The sequence below is a fragment of the Fulvimarina uroteuthidis genome (assembly GCF_034321785.1).
Classification (GTDB): domain Bacteria; phylum Pseudomonadota; class Alphaproteobacteria; order Rhizobiales; family Rhizobiaceae; genus Fulvimarina; species Fulvimarina uroteuthidis.
On sequence record NZ_JAXLPB010000001.1, the window covers coordinates 1007816 to 1024788 of the forward strand.

At 65.1% G+C, this 16973-nt stretch carries 10 protein-coding genes and 1 pseudogene; 2 read left to right on the plus strand and 9 right to left on the minus strand.

All coding sequences use genetic code 11. The annotated features are described in order from the left end of the window. Positions 1-143: 143 nt before the first annotated feature. Positions 144-4769, minus strand: a pseudogene (gene gltB / locus U0C82_RS04665) (glutamate synthase large subunit); the annotation flags it as partial. Between the two features lie 486 nt (positions 4770-5255). On the opposite strand from gltB, the gene U0C82_RS04670 reads away from it, so the two are divergent. Continuing rightward, positions 5256-6305, plus strand: a complete 1050-nt coding sequence (locus U0C82_RS04670) for a threonine aldolase family protein (protein ID WP_322185888.1) — start codon at positions 5256-5258, stop codon at positions 6303-6305. Between the two features lie 83 nt (positions 6306-6388). Here U0C82_RS04670 and U0C82_RS04675 read toward each other — a convergent pair whose 3' ends face one another. After that, complete coding sequence (locus tag U0C82_RS04675; protein WP_322185889.1) at positions 6389-6856, minus strand: Hsp20 family protein; 468 nt, start codon at positions 6854-6856, stop codon at positions 6389-6391. A gap of 686 nt (positions 6857-7542) precedes the next feature. Here U0C82_RS04675 and U0C82_RS04680 point away from each other — a divergent pair. Continuing rightward, entirely contained in the window at positions 7543-8718 is a 1176-nt protein-coding gene (locus tag U0C82_RS04680; RefSeq protein ID WP_322185890.1) for an alpha/beta hydrolase, read from the plus strand. Positions 8719-8784: 66 nt separating this feature from the next. On the opposite strand, the gene U0C82_RS04685 is transcribed toward U0C82_RS04680, so the two are convergent. The 7 genes from U0C82_RS04685 to cpaB all read right to left on the minus strand — a co-directional run bounded on the left by U0C82_RS04685 (position 8785) and on the right by cpaB (position 16890). Then, positions 8785-9780: a type II secretion system F family protein gene (locus tag U0C82_RS04685; protein ID WP_322185891.1), complete on the minus strand. Its 996-nt coding sequence runs from the start codon at positions 9778-9780 to the stop codon at positions 8785-8787. Between the two features lie 79 nt (positions 9781-9859). Next, complete coding sequence (locus U0C82_RS04690) at positions 9860-10867, minus strand: type II secretion system F family protein (protein ID WP_322185892.1); 1008 nt, start codon at positions 10865-10867, stop codon at positions 9860-9862. Between the two features lies 1 nt (position 10868). Continuing rightward, positions 10869-12380 carry a TadA family conjugal transfer-associated ATPase gene (locus U0C82_RS04695; protein ID WP_322185893.1) on the minus strand — a complete coding sequence of 504 codons (1512 nt, stop codon included), beginning with the start codon at positions 12378-12380 and terminating at the stop codon, positions 10869-10871. Positions 12381-12470: 90 nt separating this feature from the next. After that, a complete protein-coding gene (locus U0C82_RS04700; RefSeq protein WP_322185894.1) occupies positions 12471-13739 on the minus strand; it encodes a CpaE/TadZ family protein in 1269 nt (422 codons plus the stop codon). Next, positions 13733-14425: a CpaD family pilus assembly protein gene (locus U0C82_RS04705; protein ID WP_322185895.1), complete on the minus strand. Its 693-nt coding sequence runs from the start codon at positions 14423-14425 to the stop codon at positions 13733-13735. Before U0C82_RS04705 ends, U0C82_RS04700 begins: the two co-directional genes overlap by 7 nt. Before the next feature lie 18 nt (positions 14426-14443). Beyond that, positions 14444-16027 (minus strand): type II and III secretion system protein family protein, encoded by a 1584-nt coding sequence (locus tag U0C82_RS04710; RefSeq protein ID WP_322185896.1) that lies wholly within the window; start codon positions 16025-16027, stop codon positions 14444-14446. 41 nt (positions 16028-16068) lie between these two features. Then, entirely contained in the window at positions 16069-16890 is an 822-nt protein-coding gene (gene cpaB, locus U0C82_RS04715; RefSeq protein ID WP_322185897.1) for a Flp pilus assembly protein CpaB, read from the minus strand. Positions 16891-16973: the final 83 nt, after the last annotated feature.

A 16973-nucleotide genomic window follows, 5' to 3' on the forward strand; every position in this document is an offset into this window, starting at 1 on the left:
ACTTCCGGCAGTTACTTAGGCGCGGGGAGCGCTTGTGCGATGGCGGGCCGGTGGATGGTCGGTTCACCGCCGCGCGAAACATCAAACGCCCCGTCCGCGTCATGACCGCGTACGGGGCGCTTTTGTCGAGCCGGCTGCGGGACTTATTCGGCGGCGACACCCATTTTCATCCGCTCCATTTCCTGCAGCGCCCGGCGATATTCGACCGGCATCACCTTCACGAATTTCGGGCGATAGTGCTCCCAATCGTCCAGCATCATCCTGGCGCGGGCCGAACCCGTATAATGCAGATGGTTCGAGATCAGCTGGAACAGGCGTTCGTCGTCGTGGCGCGTCATGTCCGAGGAGACGTCGACGCGGCCCTTGTGCTGGAGATCGCCGCCATGGTGGTGCAGCTTCTCCAGGAGATCGTCCTCCTCGGGCACCGGCTCCAGATCGACCATCGCCATGTTGCAGCGTTCGGAGAAGTCGCCGATCTCGTCGAACACGTAGGCAACGCCGCCCGACATGCCGGCCGCGAAGTTGCGCCCCGTCTTGCCGAGAATGACGACGACGCCGCCGGTCATGTATTCGCAGCCGTGATCGCCCGCGCCTTCCACGACCGCGACCGCGCCGGAATTGCGAACCGCGAACCGCTCGCCCGCAACGCCCCGGAAATAGCACTCGCCGGAGATCGCGCCGTAGAGAACCGTGTTGCCGACGATGATCGACTCTTCCGGTACGATCCTGGATTCGGCAGCCGGCTTGACGATGATCCGCCCGCCGGAAATGCCCTTGCCGACATAGTCGTTGGCTTCGCCCGACAGTTCGAACGTGACGCCCCGGGCGAGGAACGCGCCGAAGCTCTGGCCTGCCGTGCCGGAAAGCTTCACGTGGATCGTGTCGTCGCGAAGCCCCTTCAGGCCGTAGCGCCTGCACACCTCGCCCGACAGCATGGCCCCCGCCGACCGATCGACGTTCGAGATCTTCGTCTCGATCTCCACCTTCTGGCGCGCCTCGAGCGCAGCCTCGGCCTTCGCGATCAGCGTGCGGTCGAGAACGTCGTCGATCGGATGCTTCTGGAGCTTGGTCCAGCGCAGTTCCTCGTTCGTCGCCTCGGGCTTGTAGAAGACATTCTTGAAATCGAGCCCCCTCGCCTTCCAGTGGTCGATGACGTCCTTCTTGTCGAGCCAGTCGGACTGGCCGATCAGTTCGGCGATCGACCTGACGCCCATGTCGGCCAGGATCGTGCGGACCTCTTCGGCGACGTAGAAGAAGAAGTTGACCACGTGCTCGGGCGTGCCCTTGAAGCGCTGGCGCAGGACGGGGTCCTGCGTCGCAACGCCGACCGGACAGGTGTTCAGGTGGCACTTGCGCATCATGATGCAGCCCGCCGCGATCAGCGGGGCCGTCGAGAAGCCGAACTCGTCGGCGCCCAGAAGCGCGCCGACGATGACGTCGCGGCCGGTGCGCAGCCCGCCATCGACCTGAAGACAGATGCGCGAGCGAAGCCCGTTGAGAACCAGGGTCTGCTGGGTCTCGGCCAGACCCATCTCCCAGGGCGAGCCCGCATGCTTGATGGAGGTGAGCGGCGAGGCGCCGGTGCCGCCGTCATAGCCCGAGATCGTGATGTGGTCGGCGCGTGCCTTCGCAACGCCCGCAGCCACCGTGCCGCAGCCGACTTCCGAGACGAGCTTGACCGAAATGTCGGCCGCCGGGTTCACGTTCTTCAGATCGTAGATCAGCTGCGCCAGATCCTCGATCGAATAGATGTCGTGATGGGGCGGCGGCGAGATGAGGCCGACGCCCGGCGTCGAGAAGCGGACCTTGGCGATGGTCGCATCGACCTTGTGGCCGGGCAACTGCCCGCCCTCGCCCGGCTTTGCACCCTGCGCCACCTTGATCTGCAGCATGTCGCCATTGACGAGATATTCGGTCGTCACGCCGAACCGGCCGGAGGCGATCTGCTTGATCGCCGAACGCTCCGGATTGGCCAAGCCGTCGCGGCCCGGCAGGAACCGGTCCGGCTCCTCGCCGCCCTCGCCCGTGTTCGACTTGCCGCCGATGCGGTTCATCGCGCGTGCGAGCGTCGTGTGGGCCTCGCGGCTGATCGAGCCGAACGACATCGCACCGGTCACGAAGCGGCGCACGATGTCCTTGGCCGGCTCCACCTCGTCGATCGGGATCGACCGGCGGCCCTTTTCCTCGGCCGACTTGATGCGGAACAGGCCGCGGATCGTCTGCTGCTCGGTCGCCGCCTCGTTCACCTGGCGTGCATAGTCCTGGTAGCGCTCCCAGCTGTCGGTGCGCACCGCGTGCTGGAGCGTTGCGACATTGTCCGGCGTCCACATGTGCTTCTCGCCGCGCATCCGGTAGGCGTATTCGCCGCCGACCGCGAGCGACCGGGCAAGGACCGGATCGTCGGAGAAGGCGGCGGCGTGGCGCTGTTCGCTCTCCTTGGCGACCTCGTCGAGGCCGATGCCCTCGATGGTCGTGGCGGTGCCGGTGAAGTACTTCTTCACGAAGCTCGTATTGAGGCCGACAATATCGAAGATCTGCGCGCCGCAATAGGACTGGTAGGTCGAGATGCCCATCTTGGACATGACCTTGAGGATGCCCTTGCCGATCGCCTTGATGTAGCGGGTGACGACCTCCGCGGCGTCGACCTCAGGCGGGAAGTCGCCGCGCTGGTGCATGGCAAGGAGCGAATCGAAGGCGAGGTAGGGATTGATCGCCTCGGCGCCGTAGCCCGCCAGACAGGCGAAGTGATGGACCTCGCGCGGCTCGCCGGATTCGATGACGAGACCCACGGCGGTGCGCAGGCCCTTGCGGATGAGATGGTGATGGACCGCCGCGCAGGACAGGAGCGCCGGGATCGGCAACCGGTCCGGCCCGACCTGACGGTCCGACAGGATGATGATGTTGTAGCCGCCGATGACCGCCGCCTCGGCCCGCTCGCACAAACGGTCGAGCGCGCCCTCCATGCCGCCGGCGCCCTGGGACGCCGGATAGGTCATGTCGATCGTCTTGGTGTCGAACCGGTCTTCGGTGTGGCCGATATTGCGGATCTTCTCCAGATCGCCGTTCGTCAGGATCGGCTGGCGCACCTCGAGGCGCTTCTTGCGCGACAGGCCTTCGAGATCGAAGATGTTGGGACGCGGACCGATGAACGAGACGAGGCTCATCACCAGCTCTTCGCGGATCGGATCGATCGGCGGATTGGTGACCTGCGCGAAGTTCTGCTTGAAATAGGTGTAGAGAAGCTTGGCTTCGGACGACATCGCCGAGATCGGCGTGTCGGTGCCCATCGAGCCGATGCCCTCCTGGCCGGTCGTGGCCATCGGCGCCATCAGGCCGCGCGTATCCTCGATCGTGTAGCCGAACGCCTGCTGGCGATCGAGCAGGGACACGTCGGACCGCGAGGCACGGGGAGCGACGGGCTTCAGCTCTTCCAGGATGATCTGGGTGTTCTTGACCCAGTCATGGAAGGGATGGGCCTCGGCGATCTCCTTCTTGACCTCCTCGTCGGAGACGATGCGGCCCTTCTCCAGGTCGATCAGCAGCATGCGGCCCGGTTGCAGACGCCACTTCTTGACGATCCGCGATTCGTCGATCGCCAGCGTGCCGGCTTCCGAGGCCATGATGACGAGATCGTCGTCGGTCACGACATAGCGGGCCGGGCGAAGACCGTTGCGGTCGAGCGTCGCGCCGATCTGGCGACCGTCGGTGAAGGCGACCGCGGCCGGGCCGTCCCACGGCTCCATCAGCGCGGCGTGATATTCGTAGAACGCCTTGGTGGCGGGCGCCATCTGCTTGTTGCCGGCCCAGGCTTCCGGGATCAGCATCATCATGGCATGGGCGAGCGGATAGCCGCCCTCGACCAGGAATTCGAGCGCATTGTCGAAGCAGGCCGTGTCGGACTGGCCCTCGTAGGAGATCGGCCAGAGCTTCGAGATATCGTTGCCCAGGAGCTCGGAATCGACCGAAGCCTGGCGCGCGGCCATCCAGTTGACGTTGCCGCGCAGCGTGTTGATCTCGCCATTGTGGGCGACCATCCGGTAGGGATGGGACAGCTTCCAGGACGGGAAGGTGTTGGTCGAGAAACGCTGGTGGACGAGCGCCAGGGCCGAGGTGAAACGCTCGTCCTTCAGGTCGCTGTAATAGGCGCCGAGCTGATAGGCGAGGAACATGCCCTTGTAGACGATGGTGCGGCAGGACAAAGAGACGGGATAGAAGCCCTGGTCGCGGCCGTCCTCTTCCGCCTGCACCCGGTTCGAGATGACCTTGCGCAGGATGTAGAGGCGGCGCTCGAACTCGTCATCGCTTTCGATGCTCGGCGAGCGACCGATGAAGAGTTGGCGATGCACGGGTTCGGTGGCGACGATCTCGGGCGCCTTCGACAGGCTCTCGTTGGACACCGGCACTTCGCGCCAACCCAGAAGCGTCTGCCCCTCGGAGCGCACCACCTCTTCGACGATGTCCTTGATGCGGAACCGCATCGCATCGTCCTGCGGCATGAAGATGTGGCCGACGCCGTAATGGCCGGGCTCGGGCAGATCGACGCCCTGCTCGGCCATCACCGCCTTGAAGAAATCATGCGGGATCTGGACGAGCATGCCCGCCCCGTCGCCCATCAGCGGGTCCGCGCCCACCGCGCCGCGATGGGTCAGGTTCTCCAGAATTTCGAGCCCCTTCTCCACGATCGAGTGGGACTTGTGGTTCTTCATGTGTGCGATGAAGCCGACGCCGCAGGCATCGTGCTCGTTTCTCGGATCGTAGAGGCCGGCGCGCGACGGGCGCGCGCGATCGAACGGCGCCTCGCCGGAAGGGGTCTTCGAAAGCGCGCTCGCAGCGCCGAGTTCGAGGGATGGCGTTATCGTCGTCATCGCGTCGTCGTCCTCTCCCGCGCCGAGAACCCGACGCGTCTGTCGTCAAAAATCTGTGATGGGTGCCGTGTCGTCGTGCGTTTCCCGCACACAGACCACGTATCTCTCCATCCGCCACAGGACCGTACCGGCGTCGATCGCATCGCGCCAGCCGCCCCGACGTCAGGTCCACCGGGCAGGCGCCCCGCCCTCCAACCTGTGGCCGCGAAAGCATGGCCGCGAAATTCCGGCCCGGAAATATGGCAGCATTGCTGTCCTATTACCGGCAATATGACAGATGCGCAAGATGTCAGCAAGCGGGCGGAACGCCGCGCAAGCGAGCCTTTGACCGGGACGGGCCGAAGGCGCGCGAGGCTTGCGCTCGACCGGATGACGGGATACCGGCTCCCCATGATTTTTGCATCCGACAACTGGTCCGGCGCTCATCCCGCCATCAACGAAGCGATCACGCGAGAGAGCGCCGGCATGGCGGCCGCCTACGGCGAAAGCCTGCTCGACAAGGCGGTCGAGAAGCGCTTCAACGAGATCTTCGAGCGCGACGTTGCCGTCTTCTTCGTAGGCACCGGGACGGCCGCCAACGCGCTCGCCTTCGCCGCCGTCAACCGGCCGGGCGGCGTGGTGCTCTGTCACCGGGAAGCGCACGTCATCGAGGACGAGTGCGGCGCGCCGGAATTCTTCACCCATGGCGCCCGCATGGCGCCCGTCGACGGGCCGGACGGCAAGATCGATCCGCACAATCTCGAACGCGAGCTCGCGCGTTTCAAGCCCGATTTCGTCCATGCCGGCCAGCCGATGGCGGTGACGCTCAGCCAGCCGGGCGAGGCCGGAACGCTGTACAGCGCCAGCGAGATCGAGGCGATCGCCGCGATCACCCACGCGCGCGGGCTGACGCTGCACATGGACGGCGCCCGCTTTGCCAACGGACTGTGCGCCACCAACCAGTCGCCCGCCGACATGACGTGGAAGAAGGGTGTCGACATTCTCTCGTTCGGCGCGACCAAGAACGGCTGCTGGTGCGCCGAAGCCGTGGTCTTCTTCGATCCGAAGCGCGCCGAGCAGTTCCGCTACATCCGCAAGCGCGGCGCGCAGCTGTTTTCCAAGACCCGCTTCGTCGCGGCCCAGTTCTCCGCCTATCTTGAAGACGGGCTCTGGCTGAAGCTTGCCGCACACGCCAACCGCATGGCCGACCGCCTGCGCGACGGGCTCGACGGATCGAGCCACGCGCGCCAGGCATGGGCGACGAGGTCCAACGAAGTGTTCGCGGTGCTCGAACACGCGACGGCCGAGAGATTGAGGGCGGAAGGCGCGCAGTTCTACGAATGGAACGCGCCCCATTCGATGCACGATCTGACGGGCCCCGGCGAGATGCTGGCGCGGCTGGTCACGTCCTGGTCGACGCAGGAGAGCGATGTCGACCGGTTCGTGTCCCTCCTGAAGTAACGCCCGAAGTCCCATCAGACGAAAACGGCGCCCCTTTCGGGACGCCGTCCATCATCTCAAATCGATGCAGGGATGCGATCGGATCAGGCCGCTTCCGTCTCGATCGCCTTGGCGTTCGAATTTCCGGCCGTCGCGATCTCGATCTTGCGGGGCTTCATCGCCTCGGGGATGACGCGCTGAAGCTCGACGTACAGAAGCCCGTTCTTCAGGCTGGCACCGCGCACCTCGACATGATCGGCGAGCTGGAAGCGACGCTCGAACGAGCGACCCGCAATGCCGCGATGGAGATATTCGACCGATGTCTCGGTTTCGGAATCGGCCTTCTCGCCCTTCACGGTCAGCACGTTCTCGCGCGATTCGATGAAGAGTTCGGCCTCGCCGAAGCCTGCGACCGCCATGGTGATGCGATAGTCGTTCTCGCCGGTGCGCTCGATATTGTAGGGCGGATAGGTCTGCCCATTCTCCGGCGCGGACACGTTATCGAGCATTGAGAAGAGGCGATCGAAACCGACGGTCGAACGGTACAGGGGTGCAAAATCAACGTGACGCATGGATGTTCTCCTTGTGAAGCAACGGTGTGCGTATGGGTGTGAACCGGTTCGGAACGCCCCCGATCGGGCAGCGTCCCCGGCTCGTGACCCCTTGTCGGCGGCCACGTGCAGGAGATAATTTCGCACGATTTTCCGTTCAAGAGCCCGCCAATCCCTTCGAGAAAAAAATTGGCGTTCGACTTCGGCGTCCGGGACCGGATCGGCCACCGTTCGATCCGCTCGCGCGCGCCATCGATCAACAGACTGAATCACCTGCACAATTTTCCAAGCGGATCGAAACCCCGACGCAGGATCCACACAAAACGGATCATGCCGTTCATCGTCTGGTGAGCAATTTCTCCGCAAAACCCGCCGATGCGCTTCATCGCGCCGTTGGCTTTGTGGTATGCAAGGCTTAATATTTGACGGCGTTCCAATTTCGGTCCATTTGCCTCGCGTCCCCGGACCGATCCGAAACGGTCGCAGCGTCCCGTCCCTTCCGCTGTGGCCGCCAGGGCCGGGAGATCCCTTCGCCGGGACTCCCGGTCCGCCTTCGGGACCCGCCCCGACAATCGGCCTCCTCGACCAGCACACGGCTTTGACCGTTCAGCGAAGAGCGCGATATAAGCCGCGCGGTGCTCGTGGTGCTCCGCTTGCGGCGATCGCGATCGGGGCACGCCTTTCTCTTCGGACTGCTCGGAACGCCCATGTCGGACCACCCAACGCCTGACGCTTTCGTCGAGATCGCCGGCAATCCACCGCCGCCCAACCTCGTCGCCAAGCTCGTCACCACGCCGGACGGGGTCGAACTTCGTTGCGCCGTCTCCGCGCCCGACGGCCCGGTTCGCGGGACGATCCTGATGCTGCAGGGACGCAACGAGACGATCGAGAAATATTTCGAGACGATAGGCGACCTCAATGCGCGCGGCTACATGGTCGCGACGTTCGACTGGCGTGGTCAGGGGGCCTCCGCGGCCCGCAGCCCGAAAAAGCGCGAGAAGCACCGCCCTGCGCCCGCAACGGGCCGCCGGCTCGGCCATGTTCGCGGCATGAGGGCCTATCGCACGGATCTCGAATGCGTCGTCAAGACGCTCCTCCTGCCGGACTGCCGCCCTCCCTTCGCGGTCCTTGCGCATTCCATGGGCGGGCTCGTCGCCCTTGCGGCGGCAGCGGAGCTTTCGAGCCGGGTCGAGCGCATGGTGCTCTCGGCCCCGCTCGTCGCGCTGCCCGAAAGCCGGGTGCCGGCAAGCCTTGTCCGGTTCGTCGCCTGGGGTGCGCGGCTTGTCGGCCTCGGCCGCGTGCCGGTGCGGCGCGGCGCGCTGCCGGGCGCGCTCGGCACGCCGGCCGACAATCCGCTGACCAGCGATCCGAGGCGCTTCGAGCGCAACCAGCGTCTGGCGACACGCTATCCGGGCCTGTTCCAGTCGGCCCCCACATTCGGCTGGCTCGCCAGCATGACGAGCGCGATGAAACGGTTCGAGCGCTCCACCGTCATCGCGCGCCATTCGATCCCGACCCTGTTCATCTGCGCGGGGGGCGACCGTGTGGTCTCGACGCGCGCCGCCGAACGGCTCGCCTGGCGCATGCGCTCGGGCTCGAGCCTGACCCTGCCCGACGCGCGGCACGAACTTTTGCAGGAAAAGGACCGCTACCGCGAACCGTTCCTGGACGCGCTGGAGACCTTCTTCGGACCCGCCATGGGCGAGGTCACCGCCGAAACCGGGATCGACCAGGCCCCGAAGGCGCCGACGCAGGATGGCATCGCGCCGGGCATGATCGCGCCGGCCGGCCTTCCGACCGCCACGTTCGGCGCCGACAAGGCCCGGCAGCCGGTCGATCGCCGCGACGTCGGGTCGGAGACGGGGACCGTGCGAACGGAATGAAGGCTTGGGGTTCCCCTCGCCCCGTGCACGTCCGGGAAAGGCCCGCCGGCTCCTTCGTCCGGCGCATCAGTTGCTCATCGTGTCCATGATGTTGAACACGGCCGGTGCGAGAATGACGACGATCAGCACGGGAAGGAAGAAGACGATCATCGGAACGGTGAGCTTGGGCGGAAGCGCGGCAGCTTTCTTTTCGGCATCGTTCATCCGCAGATCGCGGTTTTCCTGGGCCATCACGCGCAGGGCCGATCCGACCGGCGTTCCGTAGCGCTCGGCCTGGGTGAGCGCGGTCATGGTCGCCTTGACGCCGTCGAGTTCGGTCCGCGCACTGAGATTCTCGTAGGCGCCCCGGCGCTCGGGCAGGTAGGAGAGTTCGGCGCAGGTCAGCATCAGCTCTTCGGCGAGCGGGATCGACTGGATGCCGATCTCCTCGGCGACCTTGCGGAAGGAGGCTTCGATGGACCGTCCGGACTCCACGCAGATCAGGAGGAGGTCCAGCGCATCGGGCCAAGCGCGCTGGATGGATTTCTGGCGCTTTTCCGCAGCGCTTCGCACGTAGAAGACGGGCAGCACGAAGCCGGCATAGGCGAACCCGACAATGGCGACCGACTGCACGGCGAACGGCTTGGCCGCCAGGAATCCCAGGACGAAGATCGCCATCATCGCGATCCCCAGGAAGCCGAGGGCAAGCGCGATGCGGGCAAACAGGAACAGGGTGAGCTGACGCTGGCTGCGGAAGCCGGCGACCCGCAACTTGGCGATCGTCGCCTCGTCGACCAGTCCCTTCTTGAGGTTGAGCATGGCAACCACCTTGGCGGCCACGCCCTGTTCCTCGCTCTGGCGCAGACCGCGCCTGGACTGTCCGTTCAGGCTCGTCATGCGGGCGCGCTCGCGCGCCCGCAACTCCTCGCGTTCGATCGCAACGGACTTCATGCGGCTCTGCAGCTTGCTGCGCGAGATCTGCGGCAGCAGCACGGCGAGGAGGCTGGCGAAGACGGCGAGCGTCAGGACGACGCTGAAGAAGACCTGCGGCTGGATGCCGATCAGGGAAAAGACATTCTGCATGTCGGAAGGCTCCTTCGAACAGCGTATGGAAACCGGCCCGACCGGTCCGGTTCATCGACGCGCGGGATGCGCGGCCCTGTCAGACGTCGAAATTGATCATCTTCTTCATGATCAGGATGCCGATCAGCATCCAGATCCCCGCGCCGATCAGGACGAGGTTTCCGCGCGGGTCCTGGACCAGAACGGCCATGTAGTCGGGGGACGTGACGTAGATCATGCCGGCGACGAAGAACGGGATGACGCCGATGATGCCGGCCGAGACCTTCGCCTCCATCGACACGGCCTCGACCTTCTGGCGCATCTTCTTGCGCTCTCGCAGGACCCGCGACAGGTTGCCGAGCGCTTCCGACAGGTTGCCGCCCGCCTGGGACTGGATGGCGATCACGATCGAGAAGAAGTTCGTCTCCGGAAGCGGAACGTGGCGATGCAGCCGTTCGCAGGCCTCGCCGATCGGAATGCCGAGCTGCTGCGTCTCGATGATGCGCTGGAACTCCCCGGCGACGGGTTCGGGCACGTCGCTGACGACGTTCCGCAAGGTGTCGTTGAGCGGCAGGCCGGCCTTCACGCCGCGCACGATCAGATCGATGGCGGTGGGGAAATGGTTGGAGAAATCCTTGAGCCGCTTCTTCCTGCGGTTGGCGAGGAACAGGCGCGGCAGGCCGAAGGCCCCGACGATGCCGAGACCCGCACAGACAAGAAGTGGAAGTCCGAACATCAGGCAGACAAACGCGACGAAGATGCCGCCGCCGCCCGAGAACAGGTGGAACGTCGTCGGCGTGATCTTCAGGCCGCACTGCTTGAGGGCATGTTCGAGGGACGGTTTCGCGCCATGATCCCCCCGCGCCTTGGTGCGGCTTTCCAGATCCTTCAGGTTGCTTTGCAAAACGCGCCGGCGCTTGGCCTGCTCCTGCATCCGATCCTTCATCTGACCGACGCGCGCGCGCGCCGCCTCGTCCCGTGAATAGGCCGTCTTGCGTGCCTTCACGCGCTTGGAATTGGCCATTTTCGGTTGCATGAACGCATAGGCGACGGCGCCGGCCGCGACCGTAGACAGCAACACGAAGAGAAGGATGCCGAGCGAACTCATCTTAGAAGCTCCCCTCCGGAGCTTCCTCGTTGCTCGCGTCGAGCGCTGCGGCAAGCCTCTTCTCTTCGCCGTAATAGCGCGCCTTGTCCCAGAACTTCGGACGGCCGATGCCGGTCGAGCGATGCTTGCCGATCAGCCGGCCGTTCGCATCCTCGCCCTTGATGTCGTAGACGAAGAGATCCTGGGTGATGATCACGTCGCCTTCCATGCCGACCACTTCGGTGATGTGCGTGATCCGCCGCGAGCCGTCGCGCAGGCGCGCGGCCTGCACGATGATGTCGATCGAGCCGCAGACGATTTCCTTCACGGTCTTCGAAGGCAGGGCGAACCCGCCCATCGCAATCATCGATTCGATACGGTTCAGGCATTCGCGAGGGCTGTTGGCGTGGATCGTGCCCATCGAGCCGTCATGGCCGGTGTTCATTGCCTGGAGAAGGTCGAACACCTCCGGCCCGCGGACCTCGCCGACCACGATGCGCTCGGGACGCATGCGCAGGCAGTTCTTCACCAGATCGCGCATGGTGATCGCGCCCTCGCCCTCGATGTTCGGCGGCCGCGTCTCCAGCCGCACCACATGGGGCTGCTGGAGCTGCAGCTCGGCCGAATCCTCGCAGGTGACGATGCGCTCGTCGCTGTCGATATAATGGGTCATGCAGTTGAGAAGCGTCGTCTTGCCCGAACCCGTGCCCCCGGAAATGACGATATTGCAGCGCACCCGTCCGATGATCTGGAGAATGGCCGCGCCTTCCGGCGAGATCGAGCCGAACTGGACGAGCTGATCGAGGGTCAGCTTGTCCTTCTTGAACTTGCGGATCGTCAGGGCCGCGCCGTCGAGCGCGAGCGGGGGCGCGATGACGTTGACGCGGCTGCCGTCCGGAAGGCGCGCGTCGCAGATCGGCGAGGTCTCGTCGACGCGGCGCCCGACCTGGCTGACGATGCGCTGGCAGATGTTGAGAAGCTGCTGGTTGTCGCGGAACTGGACATTGGTCTCGATGACCTTGCCGTTGACTTCGATGAAGGTCTTCTTGGCGCCGTTCACCATGATGTCGGCAATGTCGTCGCGCATCAGCAGGGGCTCAAGCGGGCCGTATCCCAGGACGTCGTTGCAGATGTCGGCGAGCAGGTCCTCCTGCTCGGCGATGGTCATCGCATAGTTCTTGATCTGGATGATGTCGTTGACGATGTCGCGAATTTCCTCGCGCGCGCTTTCGACATCCATGGCGGCGAGCTGCGACAGATCGATCGTGTCGATCAGGGCCGCGAACACCTGGCTCTTGCGCTCGTAGAACGCGTCGTCGCGCCGGCCGGTATTGCGCTGCGTCTCGCCGGCAGGCCTTGCCGCGGGCGGCATCGGCGCCGAGCCGCGCCCGACCTTGGTCTCGATCTCGGCAAGCATCGCCCGGGGCGCGCTCGCGACGGGCCTTGCCGGCGCCTCGGGCTTCGCCTCCACCGGGCGCTCCCGGACGGAAGCACCTGCGTCGGACGGCCCCTGATGCGTGCGTTTACCAAACATGGTCCGTCTCCAAGCGCTTCTTCTGCCGTATCATTATTGCGATCGGACCGACGTGCCGAACGCAGGAAAGCCGAGCGAGGCCGGCCGCGCTCACGCGGCCGACTTGCGAAGTCCGAGACGGTCGAGAAGGTTCGGCTTCTTCTTGACCTTCGCAATCCCGCGCCCGGTCAGGCTATGGGCAAGATCGTCGAACAGATCGGCGACAGGGCTCTTGGGCGCGCTCTGCCGGATCATCAGACCGCCATTGGCCGCCTCCCCGAACAGTTCCGGATCGAATCCGATCTGGATCGTCGGTGAAAGGTTCAGCGGTTCGCAGAACTCGGCCACGCTGATTTCGGGGCGCTTGGGCACGCCGACCTGATTGAGGATCAGAAACGGCTGCGGATCGTTCGGCCTGAGCTTCGCCAGGGTCTCGATGAGATTCTTTGCGTTGCGCAGATTGGCAAGGTCCGGCGTCGCCGTGATGACGATCCGGTCGACGTCCGACAGCACCGCCCGCGTCCAGTCGGTCCAGACATGCGGCAAGTCGAGAACGACGATCGGCGCGCTGCGCTGGGCGGTTTCGATCAGGATGCGGTAGGCTTCGACGTCGAACTCGTAGTTCCGGTCGAGGACGCTGGGTGCGGCCAGAAGCGACAGATGATCGCCGCAATTGGACAGGAGGCGGTCGAGCAGGGTCTCGTCCATGTCCTCGAAGGAGGACAGCGCCTCGAACACGCCCTGGGACGGGTCCCGATCGAAATCGATATTGGCGGTTCCGAACGGCAGGTCGCAGTCGATCAGGATCGATTCCGTTTCGAACAGCTGCGAGATCGTCCACACGATATTGTGCGCGATCGTCGAGGATCCGACGCCGCCGCGTGCGCCCAGGAACGCGATCGACCGGCCGATCGGCTTTTCGTCGCCGCTGGTGAAGATCTCCGAAATGGCGCCCAGAATGTCGGCCATGGAGATCGGCGCGACGAGATATTCCGAAATGCCGCAGCGCATCAGTTCCCGGTAGAGGTGGACGTCGTTGTAGTGTCCGATGACGACCACCTTCGATCCCGGATCGCACACGTCGGCGAGCCGTTCGAGCGCCGCCATCAGTTCGACGGGTTCGAGCCGGGTTTCCAGGATCACCAGATTGGGGGTCGGAGACGACGAGAAATGCTCGAGCGCGGCCTTGAACCCGCCCATGTTCACCCGGAAGTTCGCCTTGGCCACGCGGCGGTCCCGCGCGGCGTTGTGCAGCGGTGCCGACACGCCCTCGCTGTCGCAGAAGGCCTGGATCGAGACCCGGGGGATCGGCCGGACATTGTCGACGATTTCAGGCTCGGCATAGGCGGCGCCCGTGACACCGTTGGTCTTGTCTACCATTGGTATTCGCTTTCCATCTCAGGCCGTTGCGACGTGAAGGTCTGGCCCTTGCGATATTTCTCGATCACCTGATCGCGCCGCTCGCCATCGACGGGCCCCAGGCCGCGCGGCGACAGGAGATCGCGCGGATCGGCGATCTGGGCCGCAAGGTTCTGCTGGGTCGCGCAGCCGAAGTTCTGGTAGTTCTTGTTCTCGCTGGTCGAGCCGAGATCTTCTGGCCAGCGGCCGCAAGGGGCGGTCTGCGCGGTCAGCGTCGAGAAGGTCAGCCGGATCGGGGTCGGGCGCAGCGCGTCGTGGGCCGCATAGCTTTCGACGAACACCCGCTCGCGCGGGACCCCGGAGCGCGTGAGGACGGCGATCGCCTCGTGGGAGATGCTTGCGGCGGACGCGGCATTGGGCGATCCGTAGGGAACCATCACCCGCATCGTCTCGGCACCGGAATGCCGGAAGCGCTTGGCGAAGTCCTCGATGCGTCCCGAATCCGGCATGGCCAGCTGGCGCTCGCCGGAAAGGATCGGAATGTCGAGGGCCTGCTCGGCCTCCCCCACGACGATCGGATGGCGGGTGCGGTAGTCGTCGGGCACCGATCCGACATCGATATGGTGCACGTTCGCGCACGCGCCGAGCGCGGCGGACAGGGCCAGCAGCGAAGCGGCGATGGGGACCCGTGCGAACAGAAATCTCATGGCTCTCGATCTCCCGGCCTATTTGTAGATGTAGCCGACGACGCCGTGATATCGGCCGGGCGGCAGCTTGGTTTCGGAATGTCCGTAGATGCGGTTGACGCGGCCGAGGAAATTGGCGGCGCCGTCGCTTGAGAAGGCCAGGCCGTCGTCGGGCCGGGCCAGCGCCTCGCGCGAGACGGGGCGCACGAGATAGGGCGTCACGATGACGACGAGTTCGGTCTCGTAGCGCTGGAAGTCACGGCTGCGGAACAGGCTTCCGAGGATCGGCAGCTTGGAAAGACCTGGAAAACCCGAAACGACCTGACGGACCTCGTCGCGCACGAGACCGGCGATCACGAGGGAGCCGCCCGAGGGCAGTTCGACGGTGGTGTCGGCGAGGCGCTTGCGCAGACCGATGGTACCGACGCCGGCGCCATACTTGTCGCCTGGATAGCTGAACGGCGATTCGAACGAAGGCTCGGAAACACTCGTGCGGATCTTCAGGCTGATACGGCCCGGCGAAAGCACGACAGGCGTGAAGTCGAGACCGATGCCGTACTCGATCTGTCGACTGTCGATCGTGACGACACCCTCCGTGACCTCCTGATCGACGATATTGCCATTGTCGTCCCGAATGTTCGTGATCTTTTCCGGCGTCACGTCGCGACCTGTCGGGACGGAGAACTCGCCACCCACCTTGAAGCTGGCGCTCTCGCCGGAAATGGCGGTCAGGCTCGGCTCAGCGAGCGTGCGCATGACGCCCGCTTGCTCGAGTGCGGAGAGTTGGGCACTGATGCCGGTATCGCCGATCGTACCGTTCAGCAGCGCTCCCGAGTTCGACAAGGCCTTGCCGAGACCGAAGGGACTGTCCGAGATTGCCCCGAAGGTCATCCCGTCGATGACGGTCCCGACGGTCCCGTTCAAACCCAACTGCTTGACGACCGAACGCTGGACTTCGGCGACCGTGACCTTCAGCGTGACCTGATCCTCGCCCTCGATCTGCAGGAGATTGATGACCTTGCTCGAGCGCCGGGGTTCGCTGGCGAACGCGACATCCCCGCCGCCCTCGGCCTCGCCGCCGGCCGATGCGGACCGGATGTAGGCGCCCGTGGTCGCCTCGCCGCCGCTGAGATAGGCGTCGGCGATCTGGCTGACACGTTTGGAATCGAGCGGTGTGCGCACGCGCCCGGTCAGAACGACGTTGTCGTTCATGATCTCGGCCACGACTTCCGAATCCGGGACGTATTTCTCGATCGCCGCGGTCAGGCCCTTGATGTCGCGCTCGATCCGGATGTCGATCGAGGCGATCTGCCGGTTGGCCTCGTCGAAGACGATCAGGTTGGTCTGGCCGACCTGCTTGCCGAACAGATAGATGTGGCGTTTGTCGCGGGTCAGCGCATCGGCGATCGCCGGATTTGCGACGAGGATGTCGTGGGCGTCGGCGGACAGGACCAGCACCTTGGACTTGTCGAGCCCGAGATCGATCCGCGTCTGGCCGAAACCGACATTGACGATGCTCTCCTGGCCCGGCGACTGGGCGTTGGCGGGCGCAACGCCCGCGAACGGCGTGACCACGAGCGTCGCGGACAGGCTGACGGCGCGCAAGATTGCAATGATCGACATCGCTCGCTCCTTGATGAGTGTGGGGGACGTCCGGATCGTGGTCATTCGGGAACCTTCACGTCCTGCACGCGGCCGTAGCGAACGATGCGGACCGGGCCGCGCCGCGCCTTTTCCTCGGCCAGCAGAAACGCCGCATAGCCCGGCGAGCCCGGAACGGAATCGGCAAGCGAGCGAAGCGAGAGGACGAAGCGATCGGCAATCTGCTGGGCCGCCGTCAGGGCTTCGGCCTGCTCGCCGTCGACCTCCAGCGTCGCCACCGAACCGATGACGTTGCGCTGGCCTTCGGTGTCCTCGATCGTCTGGTCGATCGCCAGGACCTTGAGGTTCCGAAGCACCGTTTCGGTCTGGATCTGGGCTTCGCCGCCATTGGCCGATTCCTTGCGGCGCGTCATGATCACGTCGACATGGTCGTTGGGCAGGATGAAGCCGCCGGCCGCGGTCGCCGCGGCGATCTGGACGGACACGGCGCGCTTGCCGGCCGGCAGAAGGGCGGACAGGAAGCCGGAATCGGACTTGATGAGCTTGGCTTCCCGGACGGGTTCGCCGGCGAAGAACGCCTGGCGTGCGATCGTGCCGTTGAGTTCGCTCTGGGCGTCGGGTCTGGCAGTCCTCAGAATGAAGCCGTCGCCGATGCCGTCGACGGGCCATTTCTGCCATTCGAAGCCGCCGTCGATCCGCATGCCCATGGGCACCGCGTTCGCGGAGACGAGAACGTCCTCGAGCTTCACGGGCGGTTCCGCGGGGCTTGCGGTGATGATGACGGGTTCCTGGGGAGCGGGTGCCGCGAAGTTCAGGGCGACGAAGCCGGCGCCCAGCGCCGCGAACGCTGCGACCGCCACCACGATGATCTGGCTTCGGTTCATCGATAACTCCCCGCACGGTCCCCGCGATCGTCGCAGGTCTTCGCGCTGGTTATCGCCCGGAATTCCTCAATGTATGGTTAACC